We start from the raw sequence: 23,486 nt of genomic DNA, 5'->3' as shown, positions 1-23,486 counted from the left end.
GAGTCCGTCATGCAACGTATCAAGGGCTACCATGCCCATATCTACTTTGACGCCAGCACCATCGACCAGGCGCGCACCCTATGTGAAGACGGCGCGAAATTGTTCCCGCTGCGCATGGGCCGTGTGCATGAACGGCCCGTAGGCCCGCACCCGGACTGGAGCTGCCAGCTGGCGTTCGATGCCGAATACATTGGCGTGGTGCTGCCGTGGCTGGCGCTGCATCGCAATGGGCTGGTGGTGTTTCTGCACCCTGAAACCGGCGATGAGCTGAAGGATCACACCGATCACGCGATCTGGATGGGTGCGATGCGCGAGCTGGATCTGTCGGTTTTTTAACCTCTCTTTATCAGATAAAACCCGATTCTTCCCGCAGTAAAAGGCGAGGAAGTTGTAGGATTTATCTTGTTTCGTCTCACTATATGGGACTGTTATTTATATATTGAGATATTGCCGGCCATAGGTTTATATTCGCCCATCTGCTTTTTTCAGCACCCACTCATTTCAGGTGAAGCGATGCAGGCGCAATTGATCGCGCTCGATTGGGGGACCAGCTCCCTTCGTGCTTATAAACTCGGGCCCGCAGGCGTCGTGCTGGAACAGCGCTCGCTGGCGTCGGGCATCATGCATTTGCCCAGTGAGCCCCGGGTCATCGGCGGTGTGCACTGCAGCGATGGCTTCGAGTTGGCGTTCGATGCGGCATGCGGCGACTGGCTCGACGCCCAACCCCATCTTCCAGTGATCGCCTGCGGCATGGTCGGCAGCGCCCAGGGCTGGAGCGAGGCGGCATATCGCAATACGCCGGTCGACGTCGCCAGCCTGGGCCAGGCGTTGCACACGGTGCGCAGCCTGCGCGGCGTCGATGTGCATATCGTGCCCGGCGTGATCGAGCAGGTCGGTTTGCCCAATGTAATGCGCGGTGAAGAAACCCAGGTGCTGGGTGTGCTGCAAAGCCTCTCGGCCAACGGTGAAATGTTGATCGGCCTGCCCGGCAGCCATTCCAAATGGGTCGAGGTGGTGGAAGGTTGCATCACCCACTTCGACACTTTCATGACCGGTGAACTGTTCGCGGTGCTGAGCAAGCACAGCCTGCTGGGGCGTACGCAAAAGGTATCCGCGCAGTTCCAGGCCGAGGCTTTTGATCGCGGCGTTCAAGTGGCGCTGTCGAACGATGGCCAGCGCGGCGTGCTGTCGACCTTGTTCAGTGCGCGCACCCTTGGGCTGACTGCCGAACTTACCCCTGAGCAGCAGCCCGATTATCTGTCCGGCCTGTTGATCGGTCATGAACTGGCCGGTCTGCCAGCCAGTGCACGGCACATCCCCATCATCCTGGTGGGCGCCGGCCCGCTTTGCGTGCGCTACCAACGCGCCCTCGCCCTCTGCGGTTTCGCCCACGTCAGCCTGGCGCAGGAAGCGACCGAGCGCGGCCTGTGGCAACTGGCAGTGGCCGCCGGGCTCACTCAACCTGCAACGGAGGCCTGACATGCTCAAGCAAGCACTGGCACAAAACGGTTTGATCGCAATCCTGCGCGGTGTGCGCCCGGACGAAGCCCAGGCGGTCGGCCAGGTGCTCTACGACGCCGGTTTTCGCGTGATCGAAGTCCCGCTCAACTCGCCGGACCCTTACACCAGCATCCGCACCCTGCGCGACAGCCTGCCCGCCGATTGCCTGATCGGCGCCGGTACGGTGTTGACGCCTGCGCAGGTCGAGCAGGTGAAAGCGGCCGGTGGTCAAGTGATCGTCATGCCCCACAGCGATGCCAAGGTCCTGCGCGCCGCCAAGGCCGCTGGCCTCTACCTGTCGCCGGGGGTGGCCACGCCCACCGAAGCGTTCGCCGCGCTGGACGAAGGCGCCGACGTGTTGAAGCTGTTCCCGGCCGAGCAAATGGGCCCTTCTGTGATCAAGGCGTGGCTGGCGGTATTGCCGGCAGGCACGTTGCTGCTGCCGGTGGGCGGCATTACCCCGGACAACATGCAGGTGTTTATCGACGCCGGCGCCAAGGGGTTCGGGCTGGGTTCCGGGTTGTTCAAACCGGGTATGACAGTGGATCAGGTAGCGAGCCGCGCCCAGGCTTATGTCGCCGCCTGGAAAGCCCTGAGCTGAGATCAAGTTCCGCGCCCCTGGCGCTGCATCTATAAGAGAGATAACAGATGAAAATCACCAAACTGACGACCTTTATCGTCCCGCCGCGCTGGTGCTTCCTCAAGGTCGAGACCGACCAGGGCGTGACCGGCTGGGGTGAGCCCGTAGTCGAAGGCCGCGCTCACACCGTGGCTGCGGCGGTCGAGGAACTGTCCGACTACCTGATCGGCAAGGACCCACGCAATATCGAAGATATCTGGACCGTGCTCTACCGCGGCGGCTTCTACCGTGGCGGCGCCGTGCACATGAGCGCCCTCGCCGGCATCGACCAGGCGCTGTGGGACATCAAGGGCAAGGCCCTGGGCGTATCGGTCAGCGACCTGTTGGGTGGCCAGGTACGCGACAAGATTCGCGTGTACTCGTGGATCGGTGGCGACCGCCCGGCCGACACCGCCCGCGCCGCCAAAGAGGCCGTCGCCCGTGGCTTTACTGCGGTGAAAATGAACGGCACCGAAGAGTTGCAGTTCGTCGACAGCTTCGAAAAAGTCGACCTGGCCCTGGCCAACGTCGCGGCCGTGCGCGATGCGGTCGGCCCTAACGTCGGCATCGGCGTCGACTTCCATGGCCGGGTGCACAAGCCCATGGCCAAGGTGCTGATGAAAGAACTCGACCCGTACAAACTGATGTTTATCGAAGAGCCGGTGCTCAGCGAAAACTACGAGGCCCTCAAGGAACTGGCGCCGCTGACCAGCACCCCGATTGCCCTGGGCGAGCGCCTGTTCTCGCGCTGGGACTTCAAGCGCGTGCTCAGCGAAGGCTACGTCGACATCATCCAGCCGGACGCTTCCCACGCGGGCGGTATCACCGAAACCCGCAAGATCGCCAACATGGCCGAAGCCTACGACGTGGCCCTGGCCCTGCACTGCCCGCTGGGCCCGATTGCGTTGGCGGCGTGCCTGCAACTGGATGCGGTTTGCTACAACGCGTTTATCCAGGAGCAAAGCCTGGGTATTCACTACAACGAGAGCAACGACCTGCTCGACTACGTGCGCGACCCGGGCGTGTTCGACTATGACCAGGGCTTTGTGAAGATCCCCAACGGGCCGGGCCTGGGCATCGAGATTAACGAGGAATACGTGATCGAACGCGCAGCCATCGGCCACCGCTGGCGCAACCCGATCTGGCGCCACGCCGACGGCAGCTTTGCCGAGTGGTGATGTCTTCCTGAAAGAACACGGTCAAACATGCGGGAGAGGGCTTGCCCCCTCCCACATGTTGATCCGGTTTCTGCAGAAGTCCCTTCCTCAACAAATATAAGAAGAGGCACCTACCATGCAACCTGAATCCTTGAGCGGGCAGGCTTCTTTAGTCACGCCTACCCGAAAGCGCTACTTCATCATGGTGCTGCTGTTTATCACCGTGGTGATCAACTACCTCGACCGCAGCAACCTGTCGATTGCCGCTCCGGCGCTGACCAGTGAGCTGGGCATCGACCCGGTACATGTCGGGCTGATTTTCTCCGCGTTCGGCTGGACGTACGCCGCCATGCAGATCCCCGGCGGCTGGCTGGTGGACCGGGTGCCGCCGCGTATCCTCTACACCGCCGCCCTGTTGCTGTGGTCCATCGCCACCGTGATGCTCGGTTTTGCCGCCAGCTTCATTGCGCTGTTTGTGCTGCGTATGGCGGTGGGTGCCCTGGAAGCACCGGCTTACCCCATCAACAGTCGCGTGGTCACCAGCTGGTTCCCCGAGCGTGAGCGCGCCACGGCCATTGGCTTCTACACCTCCGGGCAGTTTGTCGGGCTGGCGTTCCTGACGCCGGTCCTGGCCTGGTTGCAGCACCATTACGGCTGGCACATGGTATTTGTCGTGACCGGTGGCGTGGGCATTCTGTGGGCGGCGATCTGGTATGCCCTGTATCGCGAGCCTCGGGACTTCAAAGGCGTCAACGCCGCTGAAATCGAGTTGATCCGCGAAGGTGGCGGGCTGGTGGACTTGAGCGCACAAGCGAGCAAGAGCAAGGCGCCCTTCAGTTGGGTCGACCTGGGCATTGTCCTGAGCAAGCGCAAGTTGTGGGGTATCTACCTGGGGCAGTTCTGCCTGAACTCCACGTTGTGGTTCTTCCTGACCTGGTTCCCGACCTACCTGGTGAAATACCGCGGCATGGACTTCATCAAGTCCGGCATGCTCGCATCGCTGCCCTTCCTCGCGGCTTTCGTCGGCGTGTTGTGTTCGGGGTTGTTTTCCGACTGGCTGATCCGCCGTGGCGCATCGGTGGGGTTTGCCCGCAAGTTGCCGATCATCAGCGGCCTGTTGATCTCGACGGCGATCATTGGCGCCAACTTCGTCGAATCGACACCGTTGGTCATCGCCTTCCTGGCCCTGGCGTTCTTCGGTAATGGCCTGGCCTCGATCACCTGGTCGCTGGTCTCGACCCTTGCCCCGGCACGTCTGCTGGGACTGACCGGCGGGGTGTTCAACTTCATCGGCAACCTGGCGGCGATTGCCACGCCGATCGTCATCGGTTTCCTGGCCAGCGGCGATTCGTTTGCCCCGGCGATCACTTACATCGCCGTGCTGGCGCTGTTGGGCGCACTCTCCTATGTGCTGCTGGTGGGCAAGGTCGAGCGGATCGAGCTGTAAACAGTGGGCGGCCTGCGGGCCGCCCGTTGGCCGGGCTCAGGGCACCGACATTTCGTTACGGAACACATTCGACGGATCCCAGCGTTGCTTGGTTCGGCGCAGACGGTTCTCGATGATCGTGTTGGGGAAGAAAATTCCATACCACAGGGGGTTCTTGGCGTTCGCGGGATTGCCACCGAGGTGGGTCATGTCCAGGTCGGGGTAGTTGATGTAGCAGCCCTCGAACTCCGGGTCATTGGGAACACCGTTGGTGAAGGCAGCGTAATAGAGGCCGCGGATCCAGTCGGCATGGGCGCGGTCGATGGCGTCATCGTCGGCGTGCCAGTAACACTGCGGTTGCCATTTGAGGTATGAGGAGCGTTGCGCGGCTGATGTCTGCGCCCGGATCGGGGCATCCATCTGGTTGATACGTCCGCCGAACGACTGGATCTGGATCAGGCTCTGGGTCAGGTATTGCTCGGGGTCTGGCAAGGTCAGCGTCTTCCATATCGCGTCCAGCACGCGCTGTGTAAACCCGCCTTTTTGATACGCCGATTTATACCGCCCGCGCTGATTGTCACCGGAGCCGTTGAGCGATTGGGTGGCGTACAACCAGTCCAAACGCCTGGCGGCCTCATGGGCGCTCTGTAGGGAGTCGATCCGGCGGCCCTTTTGCCCGCCACGTGGCTGATGCACGACGTGGAACGGCAGGAGCGACTCTGTCGCACTGACACCCACCGCGGCCTGCATGCTGCTGACAAAGTCATCGAAAGGCGCCAGGTCATCGAGCTTCCCGTCCTTGTCGACGTAGTGGATGCCCAGGGTCACGTTGCCAGTGTTCAGATGACGCATTTCCAATTTGGTGGCCAGGCCCCAGGTTGCCGGGTCGGCCTGATGGTCCACGAACCAGTTTTGATAGGCGTGCAGCAAACGTTCGAGGGCGGTGCGTGTGAGGTCTGACCAGTCCCATTCCAATGGCAGCCAGAGCACTTCGTCCGGGGCTGGCGGCAGCGTCTTGAAATAGTAACTGGTAATGATGCCGAACTGCCCGCCACCGGCGCCGCAACAGGCGGCGAACAGGTCCAGCTCATCGGTGTCGAGGCTGTTACGGGACACATGGACAGGTTCAAGGCCCGAGCCGGAGGCGTTGGCGACCAGCAGGTCGACGCCGTCCAGCCAGTCGCAGACCAGTCCGTATTTACGCGACAGCAGCCCATAGCCGCCGCCGCAGATATGCCCGCCCAGTCCCACCGAATAGCAGGATCCACTGGGCAGCGCCTTACCTGCCAATTTGTACAGCGCGACGCTGGTGTCCCAGTTCTGGCAGCCGGGCTCCAGGCGGAATGCATAGCGATGGGGTGACGCGGGTACCAGCACGGAGCCGATTTGCCCGTTGGGGTCATAGGCCAATTGGTTCATCTGGCCGATGTCCAGGATCGACAACACCTCGCCTGGCGCATCCGGCATCTTGTTAGAGACAAATCCTTCATAGCAATGCCCGCCGCTGCGCACCGTGATACGGCCATTGGGCACAGCCAGGGCCTGGGCGGCTGCGTCGAGGATGTCTTGTGGGTTGCGGCAGAGGTAGATCTGGCTGGCGCCGTTGGGTGAAGACTCGCCCTGGACGTTGCCCAATGGCCAGCGCAGGTTGAAACCCTTTTGCAACGTGGAATGACGACGGTCCGAGGGGGTGATGAGATCAAATGCCATGATGGACTCCTGAGAGACGATAATGACTTCTGATGCAGCTAACTTAACGACCGGCAACGCAAGAAGGCGTGACTTGCAGAGGTGGTTAGACGGCAATAGGCACGAAGTGTGTTGAGGGGGTGTGTGTTCCCCCCTCAAGCCTAGCCTATATGGAAAAAGCCCGGATCAGTTCAGCACGCCGTCCAGAATTTCATAGACGATACCGGTACCCACCGCGATCAACACCACATCCGGCCCCGAACGGCGCCACTCATAACCCGGGTACACCGGCAGGCGCGCCAGCGCACGGTTGTCCAGGCGTTCGCCGTAGTAGCCGCGCGGCAGGGGTTGGCCGCGCACCAGGCGCACATTCGGCGGTGGCGGTGCGCCACGGGAGAACTGGCCGTGGTTGTCGTGAATGATCTGGCGTACCGGGCCGAAGTCCTGGGGCGGGCCTCCGCGACGGTTGTCCTGCGGGCCGCGATGGTCGTCGCCACGTTGCTCGTGCTGGCCTTGCGGGCCGCCACGGTCGTCACCCCGCTGGTCAGGCGGCGCGGCTTGCACCAGGGCGCTGGCGCCAAGCACCAGCACACCAAGACCTGCAATCACGGATTTAGGCATTTTCATCGGGTATTCCTCAGGGCACACATACAAAAAAGGGATCTCGAACGCGGTTCGAAATCCCTTGGTCTTGCTGTTTAGGCCGTGATTGCGCGCGTTGATTCCTCTGTATCAGGAACTTTACCTCTGGCTACATGGCGCTTACTTACGGGCGTTGCGCACACCTTCCGACAGTGCCGCGCACAGGCTCAATACGCCATCGATTGCTTGTTGATCGTTACTGGCATTGGCGATGTGATCGATCAGGGCCGAGCCCACCACCACACCATCGGCCAGGCGCGCGATGGCGGCCGCCTGTTCCGGTGTGCGGATACCAAAACCGATGCTGATCGGCAGGTCGGTATGCCGACGCAGGCGGGTCACGGCTTCCTCGACGTGTTCCAGGGTCGCAGCGCCGGCGCCGGTCACACCGGCCACGGATACGTAGTACACGAACCCGGAACTGCCGTTGAGCACGGTCGGCAGGCGCACGTCATCGGTGGTCGGCGTGGTCAGGCGGATAAAGTCGATACCTGCAGCCTGGGCCGGGTCGCACAGCTCGCTGTTATGTTCTGGCGGCATGTCGACCACGATCAGGCCGTCGACGCCGGCCTCTTTGGCGTCAGCGATGAACTTAGGCACACCGTATTTGTGGATCGGGTTGAAGTAGCCCATCAACACCAGCGGGGTATCGTTGTTGTCCTTGCGGAACTCACGCACCATCTGCAGGGTTTTCAGCAGGTTCTGCTTGGCTTCCAGCGCGCGGATGTTGGCCAGTTGGATGGCCGGGCCGTCGGCCATCGGGTCGGTGAAGGGCATGCCCAACTCGATCACATCGGCGCCCGTAGCGGGCAAGCCCTTGAGGATCGCCAGCGAGGTGTCATAACCCGGGTCACCGGCCGTGACGAAGGTCACCAGGGCGGCGTGGTTTTGTTCCTTGAGTTGCGCAAAGCGGGTTTGCAGGCGGCTCATTTAGTGTTTCTCCTGCTGAGACTGTTCCATGTGGTGCATCACGGTCTGCATGTCTTTGTCGCCACGGCCGGACAGGTTGACCACCATCAGGTGATCCTTCGGCAGGGTCGGTGCGCGCTTGAACACTTCGGCCAGGGCGTGGGCGCTTTCCAGGGCAGGAATGATCCCTTCCAGGCGGCAGCATTTGTGGAAGGCATCCAGGGCTTCATCGTCAGTCACCGAGGTGTACTGGACACGGCCGATATCGTGCAACCAGGCGTGTTCCGGGCCGATGCCTGGGTAGTCGAGGCCGGCGGAAATCGAATGGGCGTCGATGATCTGGCCGTCGTCGTCCTGCAGCAGGAAGGTACGGTTGCCGTGCAGCACGCCCGGTACGCCGCCGTTGAGGCTGGCGGCGTGCTTGCCGGTCTCGATGCCGTGGCCGGCGGCTTCAACGCCGATGATCTCGACGCTGGTGTCGTCCAGGAACGGGTGGAACAGGCCCATGGCGTTGGAGCCACCGCCGATGCATGCCACCAGGCTGTCCGGCAGGCGGCCTTCCTGGGCTTGCAGCTGGGTGCGGGTTTCCTTGCCGATCACGGCCTGGAAGTCGCGCACCATCGCCGGGTACGGGTGCGGGCCGGCCACGGTGCCGATCAGGTAGAAGGTGTCGTCGACGTTAGTCACCCAGTCGCGCAGGGCTTCGTTCATGGCGTCCTTGAGGGTGCCGGTGCCGGCGACCACCGGGATCACTTCAGCGCCCAAAAGCTTCATGCGGAACACGTTGGCCTGTTGGCGCTCGATGTCGGTGGTGCCCATGTAGATCACGCACTGCAGGCCGAAACGCGCGGCCACGGTGGCCGTGGCTACGCCGTGCATACCGGCGCCGGTCTCGGCGATGATGCGTTTCTTGCCCATGCGCCGCGCCAGCAGGATCTGGCCGATGCAGTTGTTGATCTTGTGCGCGCCGGTGTGGTTCAGCTCTTCGCGCTTGAGGTAGATCTTGGCACCGCCGCAGAACTCGGTCAGGCGCTCGGCGAAATACAGCGGGCTGGGGCGGCCGACGTAGTCGCGCTGGAAGTAGGCCAATTCTTCGTTGAACGCCGGATCGATCTTGGCCGCTTCGTATTCGCGGGCCAGGTCGAGGATCAACGGCATCAGGGTTTCGGCGACGTAGCGGCCGCCGAACGCGCCAAACAGGCCGTTGGCGTCAGGGCCGTTGCGCAGATCGGTCTGGGACTGAGTCATGGGACGCTCCAGGTAGGAATTCTGTATGGGAAGCAATGACGGCCACTCTACCCCTCACATCCGGCGCTGAAAACCGATAAGATCGCTGCAACCTGTCAGGAAAACTCACAGATGAGCCGCGACCTCCCGCCCCTCAATGCCCTGCGCGCATTTGAAGCCACTGCCCGCCTCAACAGCGTCAGCCAGGCTGCCGAGCAATTGCACGTGACCCACGGTGCGGTCAGCCGTCAGTTGAAAGTGCTGGAGGAGCATTTGGGTGTCAGCCTGTTCATCAAGGACGGGCGCGGCCTTAAACTCACAGATGCAGGTGTGCGGTTGCGAGATGCCAGCGCCGAGGCGTTCGAGCGCTTGCGGGACGTGTGCGCCGAACTCACCCAGGCCAGCGCCGACGCACCTTTCGTGCTCGGCTGCTCAGGCAGTCTGCTGGCGCGCTGGTTGATCCCGCGCCTGGGTCGCTTGAATGCCGACCTGCCGGACCTGCGCCTGCACCTGTCGGCAGGCGACGGCGACCTCGACCCTCGACGCCCCGGCCTCGACGCCCTGCTGGTCTTCGCCGAACCGCCGTGGCCGGCGGATATGCAGGTGTATGAGCTGGCGAGCGAGCGTATCGGGCCGGTGATGAGCCCGCGTTTTGCCGGCTATGAGCGCCTGCGCCAGGCGCCGCCGCACGCCTTGTGTGGCGAAGCTTTATTGCACACCACGTCCCGTCCGCAAGCCTGGCCCAGTTGGGCGCAACGGCACGGCATCGAGCCCGGCGCGTTGAAACACGGCCAGGGTTTTGAGCATTTGTATTATTTGCTGGAGGCGGCGGTTGCAGGGTTGGGTGTGGCGATTGCGCCAGAACCGCTGGTAGCAGAGGACCTGCGCGCAGGTCGCCTGGTGGCGCCGTGGGGTTTCAGTGAAACCCCGGCGCACCTGGCGTTGTGGCTACCCAAGCGCGCCGCAGACGGGCGCGCGGGTCAGTTGGCGCACTGGCTCAAGGCTGAGCTGGCGCGCCAGCCGGTGTAGCCGGTCAATCAGTCACCGCGTTTGCACAGCAGGTAAGCTGCCAGCAGGCCCAGTGCGCCAACGGCGACGCCGGCGGTGGTCCATGGGTGCTCTTGTGCGTAGTCCCGGGTAGCAACACCGGTTTCGCGGATTTTGACTTTGCTTTCTTCGTAGGCATCGCTGATCAGGTGACGGGAGTGCTTGAGGGCATTCTCGGCATTGCTTTTCAGGGCCTTCAGGGTTTTGCGCGACTCATCCGACGCATCGTCCTTGAGGCTCTCAAGGGACTTGAGCAGGCTCGAAATCTCGGCTTCCATGCTTTCCAGCGACGCTTTGCGTAAAGAAGTGTTGGCCATGTGAATTCTCCTGAAGTGATTGAGTGGCGTGTGTAGATACCGACTCCAGCGGTTTCAGAAAGTGCAGTAAATCTGAACTTTCGGGTAGGAACGGTCGCCAGAAGCAGTATGAACAATGACTGCTAGGCTTTATTGACGACCCTCAGGAGAAACACCATGTCTGATCATCACACCTACAAGAAAGTCGAATTGGTAGGTTCATCCACCACCAGCATCGAAGACGCAATCAACAATGCCCTGGCCGAAGCCAACAAGAGCATCAAGCACTTGGAGTGGTTTGAGGTGACGGAGACCCGTGGTCATATCAAGGATGGCAAGGTTGCCCACTACCAGGTCACGCTCAAGGTGGGGTTCCGAATTGCCAGTAGTTGATCGCGTCGGTTGAACTTGCCGGCTGGCCGATTGCCATAACCTGCGCTACAAACAATGGGTGCCGATGCCTGCAGCGTCGGCACGCTCGTTTCAATCAGCGCAAGGAAAGTGACGGATGAAGAAGTTCCTGTTAGCGGTAGGTTTGTTGAGCATTGCGGGCACGGCCCTGGCGGCGGGCAAGCCTTGTGAAGAGCTGAAAAGTGAAATTGCAGCGAAAATCGACGCCAAGGGCGCTTCGGGTTATTCGCTGGAAGTCGTGGATAAAGGCGCCTCGACCGACGCTAAAGTGGTTGGCACCTGTGAAGGTGGTACCAAGGAAATCGTCTACAAGCGCGGTTAATCCCGTGTGGCAGGCTTGAAGCCGACGCACCTGTGGCTAGGGAGCAAGCTCCCTAGCCACAGGTGCGTCGGTTTTTTTTCGCCTGGGGGTTTAGCCCTTCATCAGCTGCGCCAGCAGCTCGTAGGAATGAATCCGATCGGCGTGCTCGTACAGGTCGCAGGTGAAGATCAATTCGTCGGCGCCGGTCTGTTCGATCAGCACTTCCAGCTTGGCGCGGATCTTAGCCGGGCTGCCCACCATTGCCAGTCCGAGGAAACTGCCGACTGCATCTTTTTCATGGGGCAGCCACAGGCCGTCCATGGTTTTCACGGGAGGGCGCTGTACCAGGCTTTGCCCGCGCATCAAGGCAAGGATGCGCTGGTACACCGAGGTGGCCAGGTAGTCGGCCTGTTCATCGGTGTCGGCGGCAACCAAGGGAATGCCGAGCATCACGTAAGGCTTGTCCAGCACGGCCGAGGGCTTGAAGTGGTTGCGGTACACGCGAATCGCCTCGTGCATCAAACGCGGTGCGAAATGGGAGGCGAAGGCGTAGGGCAAACCGCGTTCGCCCGCCAGTTGCGCGCTGAACAGGCTGGAACCCAGCAGCCATACCGGTACGTTGGTGCCGGTGCCGGGCACCGCAATCACCCGTTGGTCCGGTGTGCGTGGGCCGAGGTAGGCCATCAGTTCGGCCACGTCTTCCGGGAAGTCATCCGCACTGCCGGAGCGTTCACGGCGCAGGGCGCGGGCGGTCATCTGGTCGGAGCCGGGCGCGCGGCCCAGGCCCAGGTCGATACGCCCTGGGTAGAGGCTTTCCAGGGTGCCGAACTGCTCGGCGATCACCAGCGGTGCATGGTTGGGCAGCATCACGCCGCCGGAGCCGACGCGAATCGTCGAGGTACCGCCGGCCAGGTAGCCCAACAATACCGAGGTGGCCGAGCTGGCGATGCCATCCATATTGTGGTGTTCCGCCACCCAGAAACGGTTGTAGCCGAACTTTTCCACATGCTGGGCCAAATCCAGGGAATTGCGCAGCGACTGCGCCGGGCTGCCGTTGGCACGCACCGGCACCAGGTCGAGGGTCGAAAACTTTACGTCGGACAGCGAATTCATAAGCCTGCTTCTCCAATGGGGGCGCAGGCTTCTTAGACGAACCAAAACCTGCCGCTTCATGTGCATGCTCTATGCAATGAGGGCATATACCCGAGATTCAATAGCGGCAATGAAATTTCCTACTTAATCGCTAGGTTTCTCTTACAACTGAACTTTGCCGGCGCGTCTATCCTCAGAACCTTACCGACGCAAAACCACCGTTCGAGGAGAAAGCTATGAGTATCGTTAAAAAGGCATCCGCGCATTGGGAAGGTGATCTGAAGACTGGCCTGGGCTCCATTTCCACCGAAACCGGCGTGCTGCGCGAAGCGCCCTACGGCTTCAAGGCCCGTTTCGAAGGCGGCAAGGGTACCAATCCTGAAGAACTGATTGGCGCGGCCCACGCCGGCTGTTTCTCCATGGCCTTTTCCATGATTCTCGGCGACGCCGGGCTCAAGGCTGACAGCATCGACACCCAGGCCGAAGTGACCCTGGACCAGGTCGATGGCGGCTTCGCGATCACCGCCGTGCACTTGGTGCTCAAGGCCAAGATCCCGGGTGCCAGCCAGGCGCAGTTCGATGAATTGAGCAAGAAGGCCAAGGAAGGGTGCCCGGTGTCCAAGGTGCTGAATGCGAAGATCAGCCTGGATGCCACGCTGGTCAGCTGACACCGCAGGTCCACTGTGGGAGGGGGCCAGCCCCCTCCCACATTTTGTTCTGCGTTAAATCAGAACTCGTGTTTCCCGAATGTGGTCCTATAGCCTATGCAGCCTTAGGCGCACACCCGTGCGCATGCATTCAGGGAGCTTCACACATGAAACGTTTTGCTTTGGCGATCATTTGCGGTGTGTTGGCCACATCGGCTGTGGCCGCACCAAAAGACTGCGAAGAGCTCAGGAAAGAGATTGAGGTCAAGATCCAGGCGAACGCGGTTCCGTCCTACACCTTGGAAATTGTCAGCAAGGAAGAGGCTGACAAGCACGACGTCGCCATGGTCGTCGGCAGCTGTGAGAACGGTACCAAAGCCATCATCTATCAGAAGAACAACGATTGATCAGAGACAGTTGACGCTGCGTTCTTCCGCCAGCAATTGGCGAGCGGCGTTATACAGCCGGATATTCGGCATGAAGGCCAATGAGCGCCCTTCGAGGCGATAGCGTTGGCCAGCCTCGAAATGGTCGTACTGCAGCGTGATGAAACAGGTGCGGTCGGCCGTTTGCCCAAAGCCATTGAGGCTGCCGCCGGTCGGCACCTCGAAATCAAAGCGCACCATCAACTCGTGACTGCCCGGTGGCACCTGGAAGTAGCGTCCGTCCGGCAGGTTCTTACCATCCAGGCGCTGCGCCATCACCAGCTTGGCTCCCGGCGTCGGCGTAGCGAAATCGACCCAGGCCTGGTGCGGGTCGACCGGCGGCAGGGGGGTCGAAGCGCAGGCGCTGAGCAACAGGGCGACGGTGGGAAGCAGGAGCTGGCGCATGGCAGGTACTCAACGCAAGGAGAGGTTTGAGTATAAACACGCCGCGTCGTGGAAAAATCCCCTTCAGGCACGATAGTCTGGCGAACACATCACCCAGGAGCGGTCGGGGCATGGTCAGGCGTTTTCTTCCAGGGTTGATAGTCGTGCTGCTCAGTGGCTGTTCCAGCGTCAGTTACTACAGCCAATTGGCAGGTGGTCAGTGGCAGCTGTTGCGAGCCCGGGAACCGGTTGCCGAGGTCATCGCCGATCCGTCGCGGCCACAGGGGCTGCGTGATCATCTGGCTCAAGCACAGAAAGCCCGAACCTTCGCCAGCGAGGACCTGCATCTGCCGGACAACCAGAGTTACCGGTTGTATGCGGATATTGGTCGACCCTATGTGGTCTGGAATGTCTTCGCCACGCCGGAATTTTCCCTGGCGCCTCAAACCCATTGCTTCCCCATTGCCGGTTGCGTGGCCTATCGCGGCTATTACCGCCAGGGCGCGGCACGGGGTGAGGCGGCGTTGTTGCGCCAGCAAGGCATGGACGTATCGATAGGTGGCGTCGAAGCCTATTCCACCCTGGGTTGGTTCAACGACCCGATCATGAATTCGATGATGAACTGGGGCGACGAACGCCTGGCCACGCTGATTTTCCATGAGCTGGCGCACCAGCGGTTCTACGTGAAGGATGACACCGAATTCAACGAGTCGTTTGCCAGCTTCGTCGAGCAGGAAGGCACCCGCCAGTGGCGCGCGGCCCAGGGCCTGGCGCCGCTTGGCAGCTCGACGCGGCAGCAGCGGGACCAATTTACCCAGCTGATCCTCGATACACGTAAGCGCCTGGAAAAACTCTATGCGCAACCGCTGTCCGTCGAGGCGATGCGCCAGGCCAAGGCCGCCGAATTCGAGGCGTTGCGCCGTGAGTACCGGCAGATGCGCGATAGCCAATGGGGTGGGGACAAGCGTTATGACGCCTGGATGAACCTGCCGATGAACAATGCGCGGTTGTTGCCGTTCGGGCTGTATGACCGGTGGGTGCCGGCGTTTGCGGCGTTGTTCAGGCAGGAAGGCGGCGATTGGCTGAAGTTTTACGCCGCAGTGGAGAAGATGGGCGAGTTGCCGGTGGGGCAGCGCAAGGCTGCGTTGAGGCGGTTGGAAGGTACTGATCGGTAGCGCCTCATCGGGGGCAAGCCGCTCCCAATGTGGGAGGAGGCTTGCCCCCGATGGCGGCCTCAGGGCCGTTGCAAAAACGCCTGATGCATCTGCGCCAACGTCTCGAAATGCCAGGTCGGCGCTTCGGCGTTCAACTCTTCGAAACTACCAAACCCATAACCGACGGCCGCCGAATCCACGCCATTGCTGCGCGCCCCGATCAGGTCGTGCTTACGATCACCGATCATCAAGGTGGTCGCCGGGTCCAGGCCTTCTTCTCTGATCAAATGCGCAATCAACTCGACCTTGTTGGTGCGTGTCCCGTCCAGTTCGCTGCCGTAGATCACCTTGAAGTGCCTGGCAAAATCGAAATGCCGCGCGATCTCGCGGGCAAACACCCAGGGCTTGGACGTGGCGACGTACAACTGGCGGCCCTGCTTGCCCAGGTCTTCGAGCAGCGGCATCACGCCGTCGAATACGCGGTTTTCGTACAGCCCGGTGACCTTGAAGCGCTCGCGGTAGAAATTCACCGCCTCCCAGGCCTTGGCCTCATCGAAGTCGTAGAACTGCATGAAGGCTTGCAGCAACGGCGGGCCGATGAAGTGTTCGAGTTGGGTCAGGTCGGGTTCGTCGATGCCCAGTTTGCCAAGGGCGTACTGGATCGAGCGGGTGATGCCCTCCCGTGGGTCGGTGAGGGTGCCATCCAGGTCGAACAGCACGGTTTGGTAAGGGAGGGTCATTGGTCGAATCCTTCAGCCAGGTGCAGGTCTTTGAGCTTCACGTAGTTGGCGGCGCTGTAGGTGAAAAAGGCGCGTTCCTTGTCAGTCAGCGGGCGGATTTGTTTAACCGGGCTGCCCACATACAAAAAACCACTGTCGAGTTTCTTGCCCGGCGGCACCAGGCTGCCGGCGCCGATGATGACGTCGTCTTCCACCACGGCGCCGTCCATCACGATGCTGCCCATGCCGATCAAAATCCGGTTGCCCACGGTGCAGCCATGCAGCATGACCTTGTGGGCGATGGTCACGTCATCGCCGATCAGCAGCGGGAAACCGTCAGGATTGAACGGTCCGGCATGGGTAATGTGCAGCACGCAGCCGTCCTGCACGCTGGTGCGCGCGCCGATACGGATGCGGTGCATGTCGCCGCGAATCACGGTCAGCGGCCAGACCGAGCTGTCGGTGCCGATTTCGACATCGCCGATCACCACCGCCGAAATATCGACAAAAGCCCCGGCGCCCAGGGTTGGCGTGTGGTTCTGATAGGTGCGAAGGGTCACGATAGCCTCTCTCTTATGTGCTGATAGCTGCGGTGGACGTTGATTGTAATTAAGATGGCCCCATCTTTGTTCTTACATGTTTCTTCAGCCAAGGTGCCAACCGTGAGCGCGAACAACCCTCTTCTGCAGTCCTACGACCTGCCGCCGTTCTCGGCGATCCGTGCCGAGCACGTGCAGCCGGCCATCGAACAGATCCTCGCCGATAACCGTGTTGCCATCGAAGGCATCCTGCAAAGCCAGGGTAAAAATCCGACATGGGCCGGCCTGGTGCTGGCCATGGACGAATTGAATGATCGCCTGGGCGCCGCCTGGAGCCCGGTCAGCCACCTCAACGCCGTGTGCAACAGCGCCGAGCTGCGCGAAGCCTACGAGGCGTGCCTGCCGGCATTGAGCGCCTACTCCACCGAGATGGGCCAGAACCGCGCGCTGTTCCAGGCCTTCGAAGCCCTGGCCAACAGCCCGGAAGCCGCCGGTTTCGACGTGGCGCAAAAAACCATCCTCGAACACTCCCTGCGCGACTTCCGCCTCTCGGGTATCGACTTGCCGCCTGAGCAGCAAAAACGTTACGCCGAAGTGCAGAGCAAGCTTTCCGAGCTGGGCAGCAAATTCTCCAACCAGCTGCTGGACGCCACCCAGGCGTGGACCAAGCACGTCACCGAGGAAGCCACCCTCGCCGGCCTGACCGATTCGGCCAAGGCGCAGATGGCCGCTGCCGCGCAGGCCAAAGGCCTCGACGGTTGGCTGATCACCCTTGAGTTTCCAAGCTACTACGCGGTCATGACCTACGCCCAGGACCGCGCCCTGCGCGAAGAAATCTACGCGGCCTACTGCACCCGTGCGTCAGACCAAGGCCCGAATGCCGGTCAGAACGATAACGGCCCGGTGATGGAACAGATCCTCGACCTGCGTCAGGAACTGGCCAAGCTTTTGGGTTACGCCTCGTTCTCCGAGCTGAGCCTGGCCACCAAGATGGCCGAGTCCAGCGACCAGGTGTTGAGCTTCCTGCGGGACCTGGCCAAGCGCAGCAAGCCGTTCGCTGCCCAGGACCTGCAACAGCTCAAGGCCTACGCCGCCGAACAAGGCTGCGCCGACCTGCAAAGCTGGGACAGCGGTTTCTACGGCGAAAAGCTGCGTGAGCAACGCTACAGCGTGTCCCAGGAAGCCCTGCGCGCCTACTTCCCGATCGACAAGGTGCTGGGCGGCCTGTTCGCCATTGTGCAGCGTTTGTACGGCATCGAGATTGCCGAGCAAAAAGGCTTCGACACCTGGCACCCGGATGTTCGCCTGTTTGAAATCAAGGAAAACGGCCAGCACGTCGGGCGCTTCTTCTTCGACCTCTACGCCCGCGCCAACAAGCGTGGCGGTGCCTGGATGGACGGCGCGCGCGACCGTCGTCGCACCATCGACGGCGTACTGCAAAGCCCGGTGGCGAACCTGGTGTGCAACTTCACCCCGGCCGACAGCGGCAAGCCTGCCCTACTGACCCACGATGAAGTGACCACCCTGTTCCACGAATTCGGCCATGGCCTGCATCACCTGCTGACCCGCGTCGAGCATGCCGGCGTGTCCGGTATCAATGGCGTGGCGTGGGATGCGGTGGAGTTGCCGAGCCAGTTCATGGAGAACTGGTGCTGGGAGCCGGAAGGCCTGGCGCTGATCTCCGGCCACTATGAAAGCGGCGAGCCACTGCCCCAGGACCTGCTGGAAAAAATGCTCGCGGCGAAGAACTTCCAGTCCGGCCTGATGATGGTGCGCCAGTTGGAGTTCTCGCTGTTCGACTTCGAGTTGCATGCCACCCATGGCGATGGCCGCAGCGTGGCCCAGGTGCTCGAAGGCGTGCGCGATGAGGTGTCGGTGATGCGTCCGCCAGCCTACAACCGTTTCCCCAACAGCTTTGCGCACATCTTCGCTGGCGGTTATGCCGCGGGCTACTACAGCTACAAATGGGCCGAAGTGCTGTCGGCGGATGCCTTCTCCAAATTCGAAGAAGACGGCGTGCTCAATGCCGAGACCGGCCGTGCCTTCCGCGAGGCGATCCTGGCGCGCGGCGGTTCCCAGGCGCCGATGGTGCTGTTCGTCGACTTCCGCGGACGTGCCCCGTCGATTGACGCACTCTTGCGCCACAGCGGCCTGAGTGAGGACGCAGCAGCATGAGTGAAGGGCCTGTGATTACCAAAAAGCAATTTATCGCCGGGGCGGTCTGCCCGGCGTGCAGCGAGCCGGACAAGTTGAAGATGTGGACCGAGGATAGCGTGCCGCATCGCGAGTGCGTGGCCTGCGGGTATACCGATACGCTGAATGATCAAGGCCTGTCGGTGCCCAAGGAACTGGGCACGCGGGTCAATACATCGGCGTTGAAAGCGCCGGACCCGAAGGTGCAGGCGGTGCAGTTTTTCCCTAACCCGAAGCTGAAGAAAGACTGACTCGTCTACCCCCTGGGAGTGCGTCTCAGGGGGTAACCAGCAGTGCGGTTTTTTCCTCGGCGGGCCCGTGATCCTTGCTCGCCGGGTTCAGCCAGCTGTTCATCGAGCACAGGGCAAAGGCGCTGGTGCTGCAATCGCCATTCGCCAAGGCTGTGCGCAACTTGTCGATATCGGCCCTCATCATGTAGCGAACGCCGTCCTTGAAGCCGTTACTGGTGCCGAAACCGCCCAAGGTCATCTCGTTCAGCGCATCCTCCTTGCTCCATCCCTGGATCACCACGCGATACATCGCCGCCATCAGGCCGGTGCGGTCAGAGCCGTGCTTGCAATGCATCAGCACCGGGCCGTTCGCTTCCGCTTCCTTGATCGCCCTGAGTGCCGCCAGTACGTCAGAGTCATCCACATGGTTGGTGCGATAACTCAACTGAACCTGACGGATGCCTGGCGCCTTCAGCCAGTTGCTATCGGACTCGGGCAGGAAGTTGATCACGGTGCCGATCTTGAGCTGTTCCAGCAACGGCGCTGCCTTGCTATCCGGCAATGCGCTGCGATAGAGCGTGGGCGTCATTTGATGCAGGTTGTAGCGGTCGCCCACTGGCTGGGCCCATTCTGGAGAACGCAGGGACATAGTGTCATCGGCCCGCGCAAAAGCTGTGGTGAACAGTGCCATGAACGCCAGGCCCAGGGCCGGCAACCAATGATGCTTGTACATGGGCGACGTCACCCTATAGGGAGTGGTTAATAGCGCCCAGAGTCGGTCACGGCGGGTCAAGGAGGTGTGAGGTGTGCGTCAAAGAATCGTGAATCCTCAATCTTTAGTCGCTGAAGCGATTCTCTCGATGCTTAGGCTGCTATCATTTGTAACTATTGTTTGCGTGCTGCGCTCTATCTCCCTGGATCGCCTGGATCCAGTTCGCCGCCCGACAACGCCAAGCCACTCCCTAGAAGCGGCTGATAACCCGTGACCACATGATGAGGTGCCACCATGTCTGATCAAGATCAAGACAACCCCCGGCGTGACTTTCTACGCAAATCCTTGACCTTGATCCCGGTGGTCACGGTTGCCAGCACCGGCCTTGGCGGTTCGATGCTGATGGCGACGCCTGCGCCGGTCGAGGCTGCGCCAGCCAAGCCTGCGGCCAGCGAAAAAGCCTACGAGCCAAGCTATTTCACTGCCGAGGAATGGGCGTTTATCAACGCTGCCGTCGAGCGTCTGATCCCGGCCGATGCCCAAGGCCCCGGCGCCCTGGAAGCTGGCGCGCCGGAGTACATCGACCGGCAGATGAACACGCCTTACGCCAGCGGTGCCCTGTGGTTCATGCAAGGCCCGTTTAATGCCGATGCGCCACCGGAGATGGGCTGGCAGAGCAAGTTGGTGCCCAAGGACATCTATCGCCTGGGTATTGCCGCGACGGATGCCTGGTCGAAGGCGTTCAACGGCAAAGTTTTTGCTGCGCAAGACAGCGCTACCCGAGACGATATGTTGCGGCGCCTGGAGGCGGGCGGCAGTGAAGTCACGGCACATTTTGACGCGGTGCCGCCGAAGATGTTCTTCAACCTGCTGCTGCAAAACACCAAGGAAGGCTTCTTCTGCGACCCGATCCATGGTGGCAACAAAGGCATGGTCGGCTGGACCATGATTGGCTTCCCCGGCGCCCGCGCCGATTTCATGGACTGGGTGGAACGCAACGAGCAGTACCCCTTCCCGGCAGTATCCATCCGCGGCGAGAGGGCATAAACGTGGCGACCATCATGAAGAAAGTGGATGCGGTGATTGTCGGCTTCGGCTGGACCGGCGCGATCATGGCCAAGGAGCTGACGGAAGCCGGACTGAACGTGCTGGCGCTGGAGCGCGGCCCGATGCAGGACACTTACCCGGACGGCAACTATCCCCAGGTCATCGACGAACTGACCTACAGCGTGCGTAAAAAACTCTTCCAGGACATCTCCAAGGAGACGGTGACGATTCGCCATAGCGTGAATGACGTTGCCTTGCCTAACCGTCAGCTCGGCGCGTTTTTGCCGGGTAACGGCGTGGGCGGTGCGGGCTTGCACTGGTCGGGCGTGCATTTCCGTGTCGATCCGATTGAACTGCGCATGCGCAGCCATTACGAAGAGCGCTACGGCAAGCATTTCATTCCCAAGGACATGACCATCCAGGACTTCGGCGTGAGCTACGAAGAGCTGGAGCCGTTTTTCGACTATGCGGAAAAAGTCTTCGGCACCTCAGGCCAGGCCTGGACCGTGAAAGGCCAGGTGGTGGGCGAAGGGCGTGGCGGCAACCCCTATGCGCCGGACCGTTCCAACCCGTTTCCGTTGGAAGCGCAAAAGAACACAGTCTCCGCACAGCTGTTTCAGAAAGCCGCCGCCAGCGTCGGGTACAAGCCCTACAACCTGCCGTCAGCCAATACCTCGGGGCCTTACACCAACCCCTACGGCGCGCAGATGGGCCCGTGCAACTTCTGCGGTTTTTGCAGCGGCTACGTGTGCTACATGTACTCCAAGGCCTCGCCGAACGTGAACATCCTGCCGGCGCTGCGCCAGGTGCCGAATTTCGAGCTGCGGCCCAACTCCCACGTGCTCAAGGTCAATCTGGACAGCACCAAGAGCAAGGCCACCGGCGTGACCTACATCGACGCCCAGGGCCGAGAGTGCGAACAACCGGCAGACCTGGTGATCCTCGGCGCGTTCCAGTTCCACAACGTGCGGCTGATGCTGCTGTCGGGCATCGGCAAGCCTTACGACCCGATAACCAATGAGGGTGTGGTGGGCAGGAACTTTGCCTACCAGAACATGGCCACCATCAAGGCGTTCTTCGACAAGGACACCCATACCAACAACTTTATCGGTGCCGGCGGCAATGGCGTGGCCATCGATGATTTCAACGCCGACAACTTCGATCACGGGCCCCATGGCTTTGTGGGCGGTTCGCCGATGTGGGTCAACCAGGCCGGCAGCCGGCCGATTGCCGGTACGTCCAACCCGCCCGGCACACCGGCCTGGGGCAGTGCCTGGAAGCGCGCCACCGCCGATTACTACACCCACCAGGTGTCGATGGATGCTCACGGTGCCCATCAATCCTACCGGGGTAACTACCTGGATCTGGATCCGGTCTACCGCGATGCCTACGGCCTGCCGCTGCTGCGCATGACGTTCGACTGGCAGGAAAACGACATCAAGATGAACCGCTTCATGGTCGAGAAAATGGGCAAGGTCGCCGAAGCGATGAACCCCAAGGCGATTGCGGTGCTGGGCAAAAAAGTCGGTGAGCACTTCAACACCGCGTCGTACCAGACCACCCACCTCAACGGTGGCGCGATCATGGGGACCGATCCGAAGACCAGTGCGCTGAACCGCTACTTGCAGTGCTGGGATGTGCACAACGTGTTTGTCCCCGGCGCATCCGCTTTCCCACAGGGCTTGGGCTACAACCCTACCGGCCTGGTGGCGGCATTGACCTACTGGTCGGCCCGGGCGATCCGCGAGCAGTACCTGAAAAACCCCGGCCCGCTGGTTCAGGCATAAGGAGCGATGACCATGAAAGCATTTGTTATCGCGACGTTTGCCCTGCTCAGCAGCTGCTCGATCAGTGCCGCCGAAACCGACCTGATCAAGCAGGGCGAATACCTGGCCCGTGCCGGCGACTGCGTGGCCTGCCACACCGCCAAGGGCGGCAAACCGTTCGCCGGTGGCCTGCCGATGGAAACCCCCATCGGTGTGATCTATTCCACCAACATCACCCCGGACAAGTCCGGCCTGGGCGACTACAGCTTCGAGGACTTCGACAAGGCCGTGCGTCACGGTGTCGCCAAGAGTGGTAGTACGCTTTACCCGGCGATGCCCTACCCGTCCTATGCGCGTGTCAGCGAAAGCGATATGCAGGCGTTGTATGCGTACTTCATGAAGGGCGTGGAACCGGTCGCCCAGGTGAACAAGGACAGCGACATTCCGTGGCCGTTGAGCATGCGTTGGCCGCTGGCGGCGTGGCGCTGGATGTTTGCCCCTGAGGTGGTGGATAAGCCTGTCGTGGCCGACGCAGACCCGGTGATCAGCCGTGGCGCCTACCTGGTGGAAGGCCTTGGCCACTGTGGCGCGTGCCATACACCACGCGCCCTGACCATGCAGGAAAAAGCCCTGAGCGCGACTGACGGCAAGGCCTTCCTGTCCGGTAGCGCGCCACTGGAAGGCTGGATCGCCAAGAGCCTGCGCGGTGACCACAAGGACGGCCTCGGCAGTTGGAGCGAGGCGCAGCTGGTGCAATTCCTCAAGACCGGTCGCAGTGATCGCAGTGCGGTGTTTGGCGGTATGAGCGACGTGGTCGTGCATAGCATGCAGTACATGTCCCAGGACGACCTGACCGCTATCGCCCGTTACCTCAAGAGCCTGCCGGCGGTGGACCCGCAGGATCAGCCGCACCAATATGACAAGCAGGTGGCCGAGGCGCTGTGGAAGGGCGATGACAGCAAGCCCGGTGCCTCGGTGTATATCGACAACTGCGCGGCCTGCCACCGTACCGATGGCCATGGTTACACACGGGTGTTCCCGGCGTTGGCGGGCAACCCGGTGGTGCAGACGGCGGACGCCACGTCGTTGATCAACATCGTGTTGAACGGCGGCACGTTGCCGGCCACTCACACGGCACCGTCGACCTTTACCATGCCGGCGTTCGCCTGGCGCCTGTCGGACCAGGAAGTGGCGGCTGTGGTCAGTTTCATCCGTGGCAGTTGGGGTAACCAGGGGGCCGCGGTGAAAGCCAGTGACGTGGCCGACCTACGCAAGAACGACATGCGCACCACATCGGGCGATGACCTGGGGCAGGTCACACAAAAGCACTGACCGCCAGACGGCACTGGTCAGA

At 61.5% G+C, this 23,486-nt stretch carries 26 protein-coding genes; 16 read left to right on the top strand and 10 right to left on the bottom strand.

What is annotated here, in order from left to right; genetic code table 11:
* Positions 1-9: 9 nt before the first annotated feature.
* The 5 genes from AC07OP_RS09415 to AC07OP_RS09395 all read left to right on the top strand — a co-directional run bounded on the left by AC07OP_RS09415 (position 10) and on the right by AC07OP_RS09395 (position 4,723).
* Positions 10-336, top strand: a complete 327-nt coding sequence (locus tag AC07OP_RS09415; RefSeq protein ID WP_027608141.1) for a DOPA 4,5-dioxygenase family protein — start codon at positions 10-12, stop codon at positions 334-336.
* A gap of 177 nt (positions 337-513) precedes the next feature.
* Positions 514-1,479, top strand: coding sequence for a 2-dehydro-3-deoxygalactonokinase (locus tag AC07OP_RS09410; RefSeq protein WP_495100755.1), 966 nt, complete (start codon positions 514-516; stop codon positions 1,477-1,479).
* Between the two features lies 1 nt (position 1,480).
* Entirely contained in the window at positions 1,481-2,101 is a 621-nt protein-coding gene (locus AC07OP_RS09405; protein ID WP_053127387.1) for a 2-dehydro-3-deoxy-6-phosphogalactonate aldolase, read from the top strand.
* Positions 2,102-2,148: 47 nt separating this feature from the next.
* On the top strand, positions 2,149-3,297 hold the full coding sequence (dgoD, locus tag AC07OP_RS09400; protein WP_003170741.1) for a galactonate dehydratase: 1,149 nt from the start codon (positions 2,149-2,151) through the stop codon (positions 3,295-3,297).
* 115 nt (positions 3,298-3,412) lie between these two features.
* Positions 3,413-4,723 (top strand): MFS transporter, encoded by a 1,311-nt coding sequence (locus AC07OP_RS09395; RefSeq protein ID WP_027608138.1) that lies wholly within the window; start codon positions 3,413-3,415, stop codon positions 4,721-4,723.
* Positions 4,724-4,759: 36 nt separating this feature from the next.
* Here AC07OP_RS09395 and AC07OP_RS09390 read toward each other — a convergent pair whose 3' ends face one another.
* The 4 genes from AC07OP_RS09390 to trpB all read right to left on the bottom strand — a co-directional run bounded on the left by AC07OP_RS09390 (position 4,760) and on the right by trpB (position 9,190).
* Positions 4,760-6,412 carry an FAD-binding oxidoreductase gene (locus AC07OP_RS09390; protein ID WP_495100754.1) on the bottom strand — a complete coding sequence of 551 codons (1,653 nt, stop codon included), beginning with the start codon at positions 6,410-6,412 and terminating at the stop codon, positions 4,760-4,762.
* 165 nt (positions 6,413-6,577) lie between these two features.
* On the bottom strand, positions 6,578-7,018 hold the full coding sequence (locus tag AC07OP_RS09385) for an anti-virulence regulator CigR family protein (protein ID WP_027608136.1): 441 nt from the start codon (positions 7,016-7,018) through the stop codon (positions 6,578-6,580).
* A 135-nt stretch (positions 7,019-7,153) separates the two neighbouring features.
* Positions 7,154-7,963 (bottom strand): tryptophan synthase subunit alpha, encoded by an 810-nt coding sequence (gene trpA / locus AC07OP_RS09380; RefSeq protein ID WP_495100753.1) that lies wholly within the window; start codon positions 7,961-7,963, stop codon positions 7,154-7,156.
* A complete protein-coding gene (trpB, locus tag AC07OP_RS09375; RefSeq protein WP_027608134.1) occupies positions 7,964-9,190 on the bottom strand; it encodes a tryptophan synthase subunit beta in 1,227 nt (408 codons plus the stop codon).
* A 111-nt stretch (positions 9,191-9,301) separates the two neighbouring features.
* Between trpB and AC07OP_RS09370 the strand changes: the two genes are divergently transcribed.
* Complete coding sequence (locus tag AC07OP_RS09370) at positions 9,302-10,198, top strand: LysR family transcriptional regulator (protein ID WP_027608133.1); 897 nt, start codon at positions 9,302-9,304, stop codon at positions 10,196-10,198.
* A gap of 8 nt (positions 10,199-10,206) precedes the next feature.
* Here AC07OP_RS09370 and AC07OP_RS09365 read toward each other — a convergent pair whose 3' ends face one another.
* Positions 10,207-10,533, bottom strand: a complete 327-nt coding sequence (locus AC07OP_RS09365) for an ElaB/YgaM/YqjD family protein (RefSeq protein WP_003170746.1) — start codon at positions 10,531-10,533, stop codon at positions 10,207-10,209.
* 156 nt (positions 10,534-10,689) lie between these two features.
* Here AC07OP_RS09365 and AC07OP_RS09360 point away from each other — a divergent pair, with 156 nt between their 5' ends.
* Both AC07OP_RS09360 and AC07OP_RS09355 read left to right on the top strand, forming a co-directional pair.
* Positions 10,690-10,905, top strand: coding sequence for a dodecin (locus AC07OP_RS09360; protein WP_027608132.1), 216 nt, complete (start codon positions 10,690-10,692; stop codon positions 10,903-10,905).
* 115 nt (positions 10,906-11,020) lie between these two features.
* Positions 11,021-11,245 carry a DUF1161 domain-containing protein gene (locus AC07OP_RS09355; protein WP_005783407.1) on the top strand — a complete coding sequence of 75 codons (225 nt, stop codon included), beginning with the start codon at positions 11,021-11,023 and terminating at the stop codon, positions 11,243-11,245.
* Between the two features lie 90 nt (positions 11,246-11,335).
* Here AC07OP_RS09355 and AC07OP_RS09350 read toward each other — a convergent pair whose 3' ends face one another.
* Positions 11,336-12,337 (bottom strand): LLM class flavin-dependent oxidoreductase, encoded by a 1,002-nt coding sequence (locus tag AC07OP_RS09350; protein WP_495100752.1) that lies wholly within the window; start codon positions 12,335-12,337, stop codon positions 11,336-11,338.
* 215 nt (positions 12,338-12,552) lie between these two features.
* Between AC07OP_RS09350 and AC07OP_RS09345 the strand changes: the two genes are divergently transcribed.
* Positions 12,553-12,984 (top strand): OsmC family protein, encoded by a 432-nt coding sequence (locus AC07OP_RS09345; protein WP_027608131.1) that lies wholly within the window; start codon positions 12,553-12,555, stop codon positions 12,982-12,984.
* A 146-nt stretch (positions 12,985-13,130) separates the two neighbouring features.
* Positions 13,131-13,370, top strand: a complete 240-nt coding sequence (locus AC07OP_RS09340) for a DUF1161 domain-containing protein (RefSeq protein WP_017734725.1) — start codon at positions 13,131-13,133, stop codon at positions 13,368-13,370.
* On the opposite strand, the gene AC07OP_RS09335 is transcribed toward AC07OP_RS09340, so the two are convergent.
* A complete protein-coding gene (locus AC07OP_RS09335) occupies positions 13,371-13,793 on the bottom strand; it encodes a PA0061/PA0062 family lipoprotein (protein WP_495100751.1) in 423 nt (140 codons plus the stop codon).
* 110 nt (positions 13,794-13,903) lie between these two features.
* On the opposite strand from AC07OP_RS09335, the gene AC07OP_RS09330 reads away from it, so the two are divergent.
* Entirely contained in the window at positions 13,904-14,947 is a 1,044-nt protein-coding gene (locus AC07OP_RS09330; RefSeq protein ID WP_495100750.1) for an aminopeptidase, read from the top strand.
* 59 nt (positions 14,948-15,006) lie between these two features.
* Here the strand turns inward: AC07OP_RS09330 and AC07OP_RS09325 are convergent, their stop codons facing one another.
* Both AC07OP_RS09325 and AC07OP_RS09320 read right to left on the bottom strand, forming a co-directional pair.
* A complete protein-coding gene (locus tag AC07OP_RS09325) occupies positions 15,007-15,666 on the bottom strand; it encodes an HAD family hydrolase (protein WP_495100749.1) in 660 nt (219 codons plus the stop codon).
* Entirely contained in the window at positions 15,663-16,205 is a 543-nt protein-coding gene (locus AC07OP_RS09320; protein ID WP_027608127.1) for a gamma carbonic anhydrase family protein, read from the bottom strand. The genes AC07OP_RS09325 and AC07OP_RS09320 overlap by 4 nt, the downstream gene beginning before the upstream one ends.
* A gap of 102 nt (positions 16,206-16,307) precedes the next feature.
* Between AC07OP_RS09320 and prlC the strand changes: the two genes are divergently transcribed.
* Together prlC and AC07OP_RS09310 are read left to right on the top strand one after the other, a co-directional pair.
* Positions 16,308-18,359, top strand: coding sequence for an oligopeptidase A (gene prlC / locus AC07OP_RS09315; RefSeq protein WP_065926837.1), 2,052 nt, complete (start codon positions 16,308-16,310; stop codon positions 18,357-18,359).
* Complete coding sequence (locus tag AC07OP_RS09310; protein WP_027608125.1) at positions 18,356-18,628, top strand: YheV family putative zinc ribbon protein; 273 nt, start codon at positions 18,356-18,358, stop codon at positions 18,626-18,628. The genes prlC and AC07OP_RS09310 overlap by 4 nt, the downstream gene beginning before the upstream one ends.
* Positions 18,629-18,653: 25 nt before the next feature.
* Here AC07OP_RS09310 and AC07OP_RS09305 read toward each other — a convergent pair whose 3' ends face one another.
* Positions 18,654-19,340 carry a phosphatase domain-containing protein gene (locus AC07OP_RS09305; protein ID WP_495100748.1) on the bottom strand — a complete coding sequence of 229 codons (687 nt, stop codon included), beginning with the start codon at positions 19,338-19,340 and terminating at the stop codon, positions 18,654-18,656.
* A gap of 273 nt (positions 19,341-19,613) precedes the next feature.
* Here AC07OP_RS09305 and AC07OP_RS09300 point away from each other — a divergent pair, with 273 nt between their 5' ends.
* The 3 genes from AC07OP_RS09300 to AC07OP_RS09290 are packed head-to-tail and all read left to right on the top strand — an operon-like array spanning position 19,614 to position 23,464.
* The gene (locus tag AC07OP_RS09300; protein WP_027608123.1) at positions 19,614-20,366 is read left to right on the top strand and encodes a gluconate 2-dehydrogenase subunit 3 family protein; all 753 of its coding nucleotides are present in this window, start codon (positions 19,614-19,616) and stop codon (positions 20,364-20,366) included.
* A 2-nt stretch (positions 20,367-20,368) separates the two neighbouring features.
* On the top strand, positions 20,369-22,153 hold the full coding sequence (locus AC07OP_RS09295) for a GMC family oxidoreductase (protein WP_065937877.1): 1,785 nt from the start codon (positions 20,369-20,371) through the stop codon (positions 22,151-22,153).
* Positions 22,154-22,165: 12 nt separating this feature from the next.
* Positions 22,166-23,464 carry a c-type cytochrome gene (locus tag AC07OP_RS09290; protein ID WP_495100747.1) on the top strand — a complete coding sequence of 433 codons (1,299 nt, stop codon included), beginning with the start codon at positions 22,166-22,168 and terminating at the stop codon, positions 23,462-23,464.
* The last annotated feature ends 22 nt before the right edge of the window (positions 23,465-23,486 follow it).

This window comes from Pseudomonas sp. GW821-FHT09D08, from assembly GCF_059416305.1.
This window is presented reverse-complemented; position numbering and strand designations above follow the sequence as displayed.

Bases quoted from the DNA above. Each gene is read 5' to 3' on its own strand.
- AC07OP_RS09300 (WP_027608123.1), top strand. From the start codon at position 19,614: ATGTCTGATCAAGATCAAGACAACCCCCGGCGTGACTTTCTACGCAAA.
- AC07OP_RS09370 (WP_027608133.1), top strand. From the start codon at position 9,302: ATGAGCCGCGACCTCCCGCCCCTCAATGCCCTGCGCGCATTTGAAGCC.
- AC07OP_RS09345 (WP_027608131.1), top strand. From the start codon at position 12,553: ATGAGTATCGTTAAAAAGGCATCCGCGCATTGGGAAGGTGATCTGAAG.
- AC07OP_RS09335 (WP_495100751.1), bottom strand. From the start codon at position 13,793: ATGCGCCAGCTCCTGCTTCCCACCGTCGCCCTGTTGCTCAGCGCCTGC.
- AC07OP_RS09405 (WP_053127387.1), top strand. From the start codon at position 1,481: ATGCTCAAGCAAGCACTGGCACAAAACGGTTTGATCGCAATCCTGCGC.
- AC07OP_RS09305 (WP_495100748.1), bottom strand. From the start codon at position 19,340: ATGTACAAGCATCATTGGTTGCCGGCCCTGGGCCTGGCGTTCATGGCA.
- AC07OP_RS09340 (WP_017734725.1), top strand. From the start codon at position 13,131: ATGAAACGTTTTGCTTTGGCGATCATTTGCGGTGTGTTGGCCACATCG.
- trpB (WP_027608134.1), bottom strand. From the start codon at position 9,190: ATGACTCAGTCCCAGACCGATCTGCGCAACGGCCCTGACGCCAACGGC.
- AC07OP_RS09330 (WP_495100750.1), top strand. From the start codon at position 13,904: ATGGTCAGGCGTTTTCTTCCAGGGTTGATAGTCGTGCTGCTCAGTGGC.
- trpA (WP_495100753.1), bottom strand. From the start codon at position 7,963: ATGAGCCGCCTGCAAACCCGCTTTGCGCAACTCAAGGAACAAAACCAC.
- AC07OP_RS09360 (WP_027608132.1), top strand. From the start codon at position 10,690: ATGTCTGATCATCACACCTACAAGAAAGTCGAATTGGTAGGTTCATCC.
- AC07OP_RS09290 (WP_495100747.1), top strand. From the start codon at position 22,166: ATGAAAGCATTTGTTATCGCGACGTTTGCCCTGCTCAGCAGCTGCTCG.
- dgoD (WP_003170741.1), top strand. From the start codon at position 2,149: ATGAAAATCACCAAACTGACGACCTTTATCGTCCCGCCGCGCTGGTGC.
- AC07OP_RS09350 (WP_495100752.1), bottom strand. From the start codon at position 12,337: ATGAATTCGCTGTCCGACGTAAAGTTTTCGACCCTCGACCTGGTGCCG.
- AC07OP_RS09310 (WP_027608125.1), top strand. From the start codon at position 18,356: ATGAGTGAAGGGCCTGTGATTACCAAAAAGCAATTTATCGCCGGGGCG.
- AC07OP_RS09355 (WP_005783407.1), top strand. From the start codon at position 11,021: ATGAAGAAGTTCCTGTTAGCGGTAGGTTTGTTGAGCATTGCGGGCACG.
- AC07OP_RS09365 (WP_003170746.1), bottom strand. From the start codon at position 10,533: ATGGCCAACACTTCTTTACGCAAAGCGTCGCTGGAAAGCATGGAAGCC.
- AC07OP_RS09325 (WP_495100749.1), bottom strand. From the start codon at position 15,666: ATGACCCTCCCTTACCAAACCGTGCTGTTCGACCTGGATGGCACCCTC.
- AC07OP_RS09385 (WP_027608136.1), bottom strand. From the start codon at position 7,018: ATGAAAATGCCTAAATCCGTGATTGCAGGTCTTGGTGTGCTGGTGCTT.
- AC07OP_RS09390 (WP_495100754.1), bottom strand. From the start codon at position 6,412: ATGGCATTTGATCTCATCACCCCCTCGGACCGTCGTCATTCCACGTTG.
- AC07OP_RS09395 (WP_027608138.1), top strand. From the start codon at position 3,413: ATGCAACCTGAATCCTTGAGCGGGCAGGCTTCTTTAGTCACGCCTACC.
- AC07OP_RS09410 (WP_495100755.1), top strand. From the start codon at position 514: ATGCAGGCGCAATTGATCGCGCTCGATTGGGGGACCAGCTCCCTTCGT.
- AC07OP_RS09415 (WP_027608141.1), top strand. From the start codon at position 10: ATGCAACGTATCAAGGGCTACCATGCCCATATCTACTTTGACGCCAGC.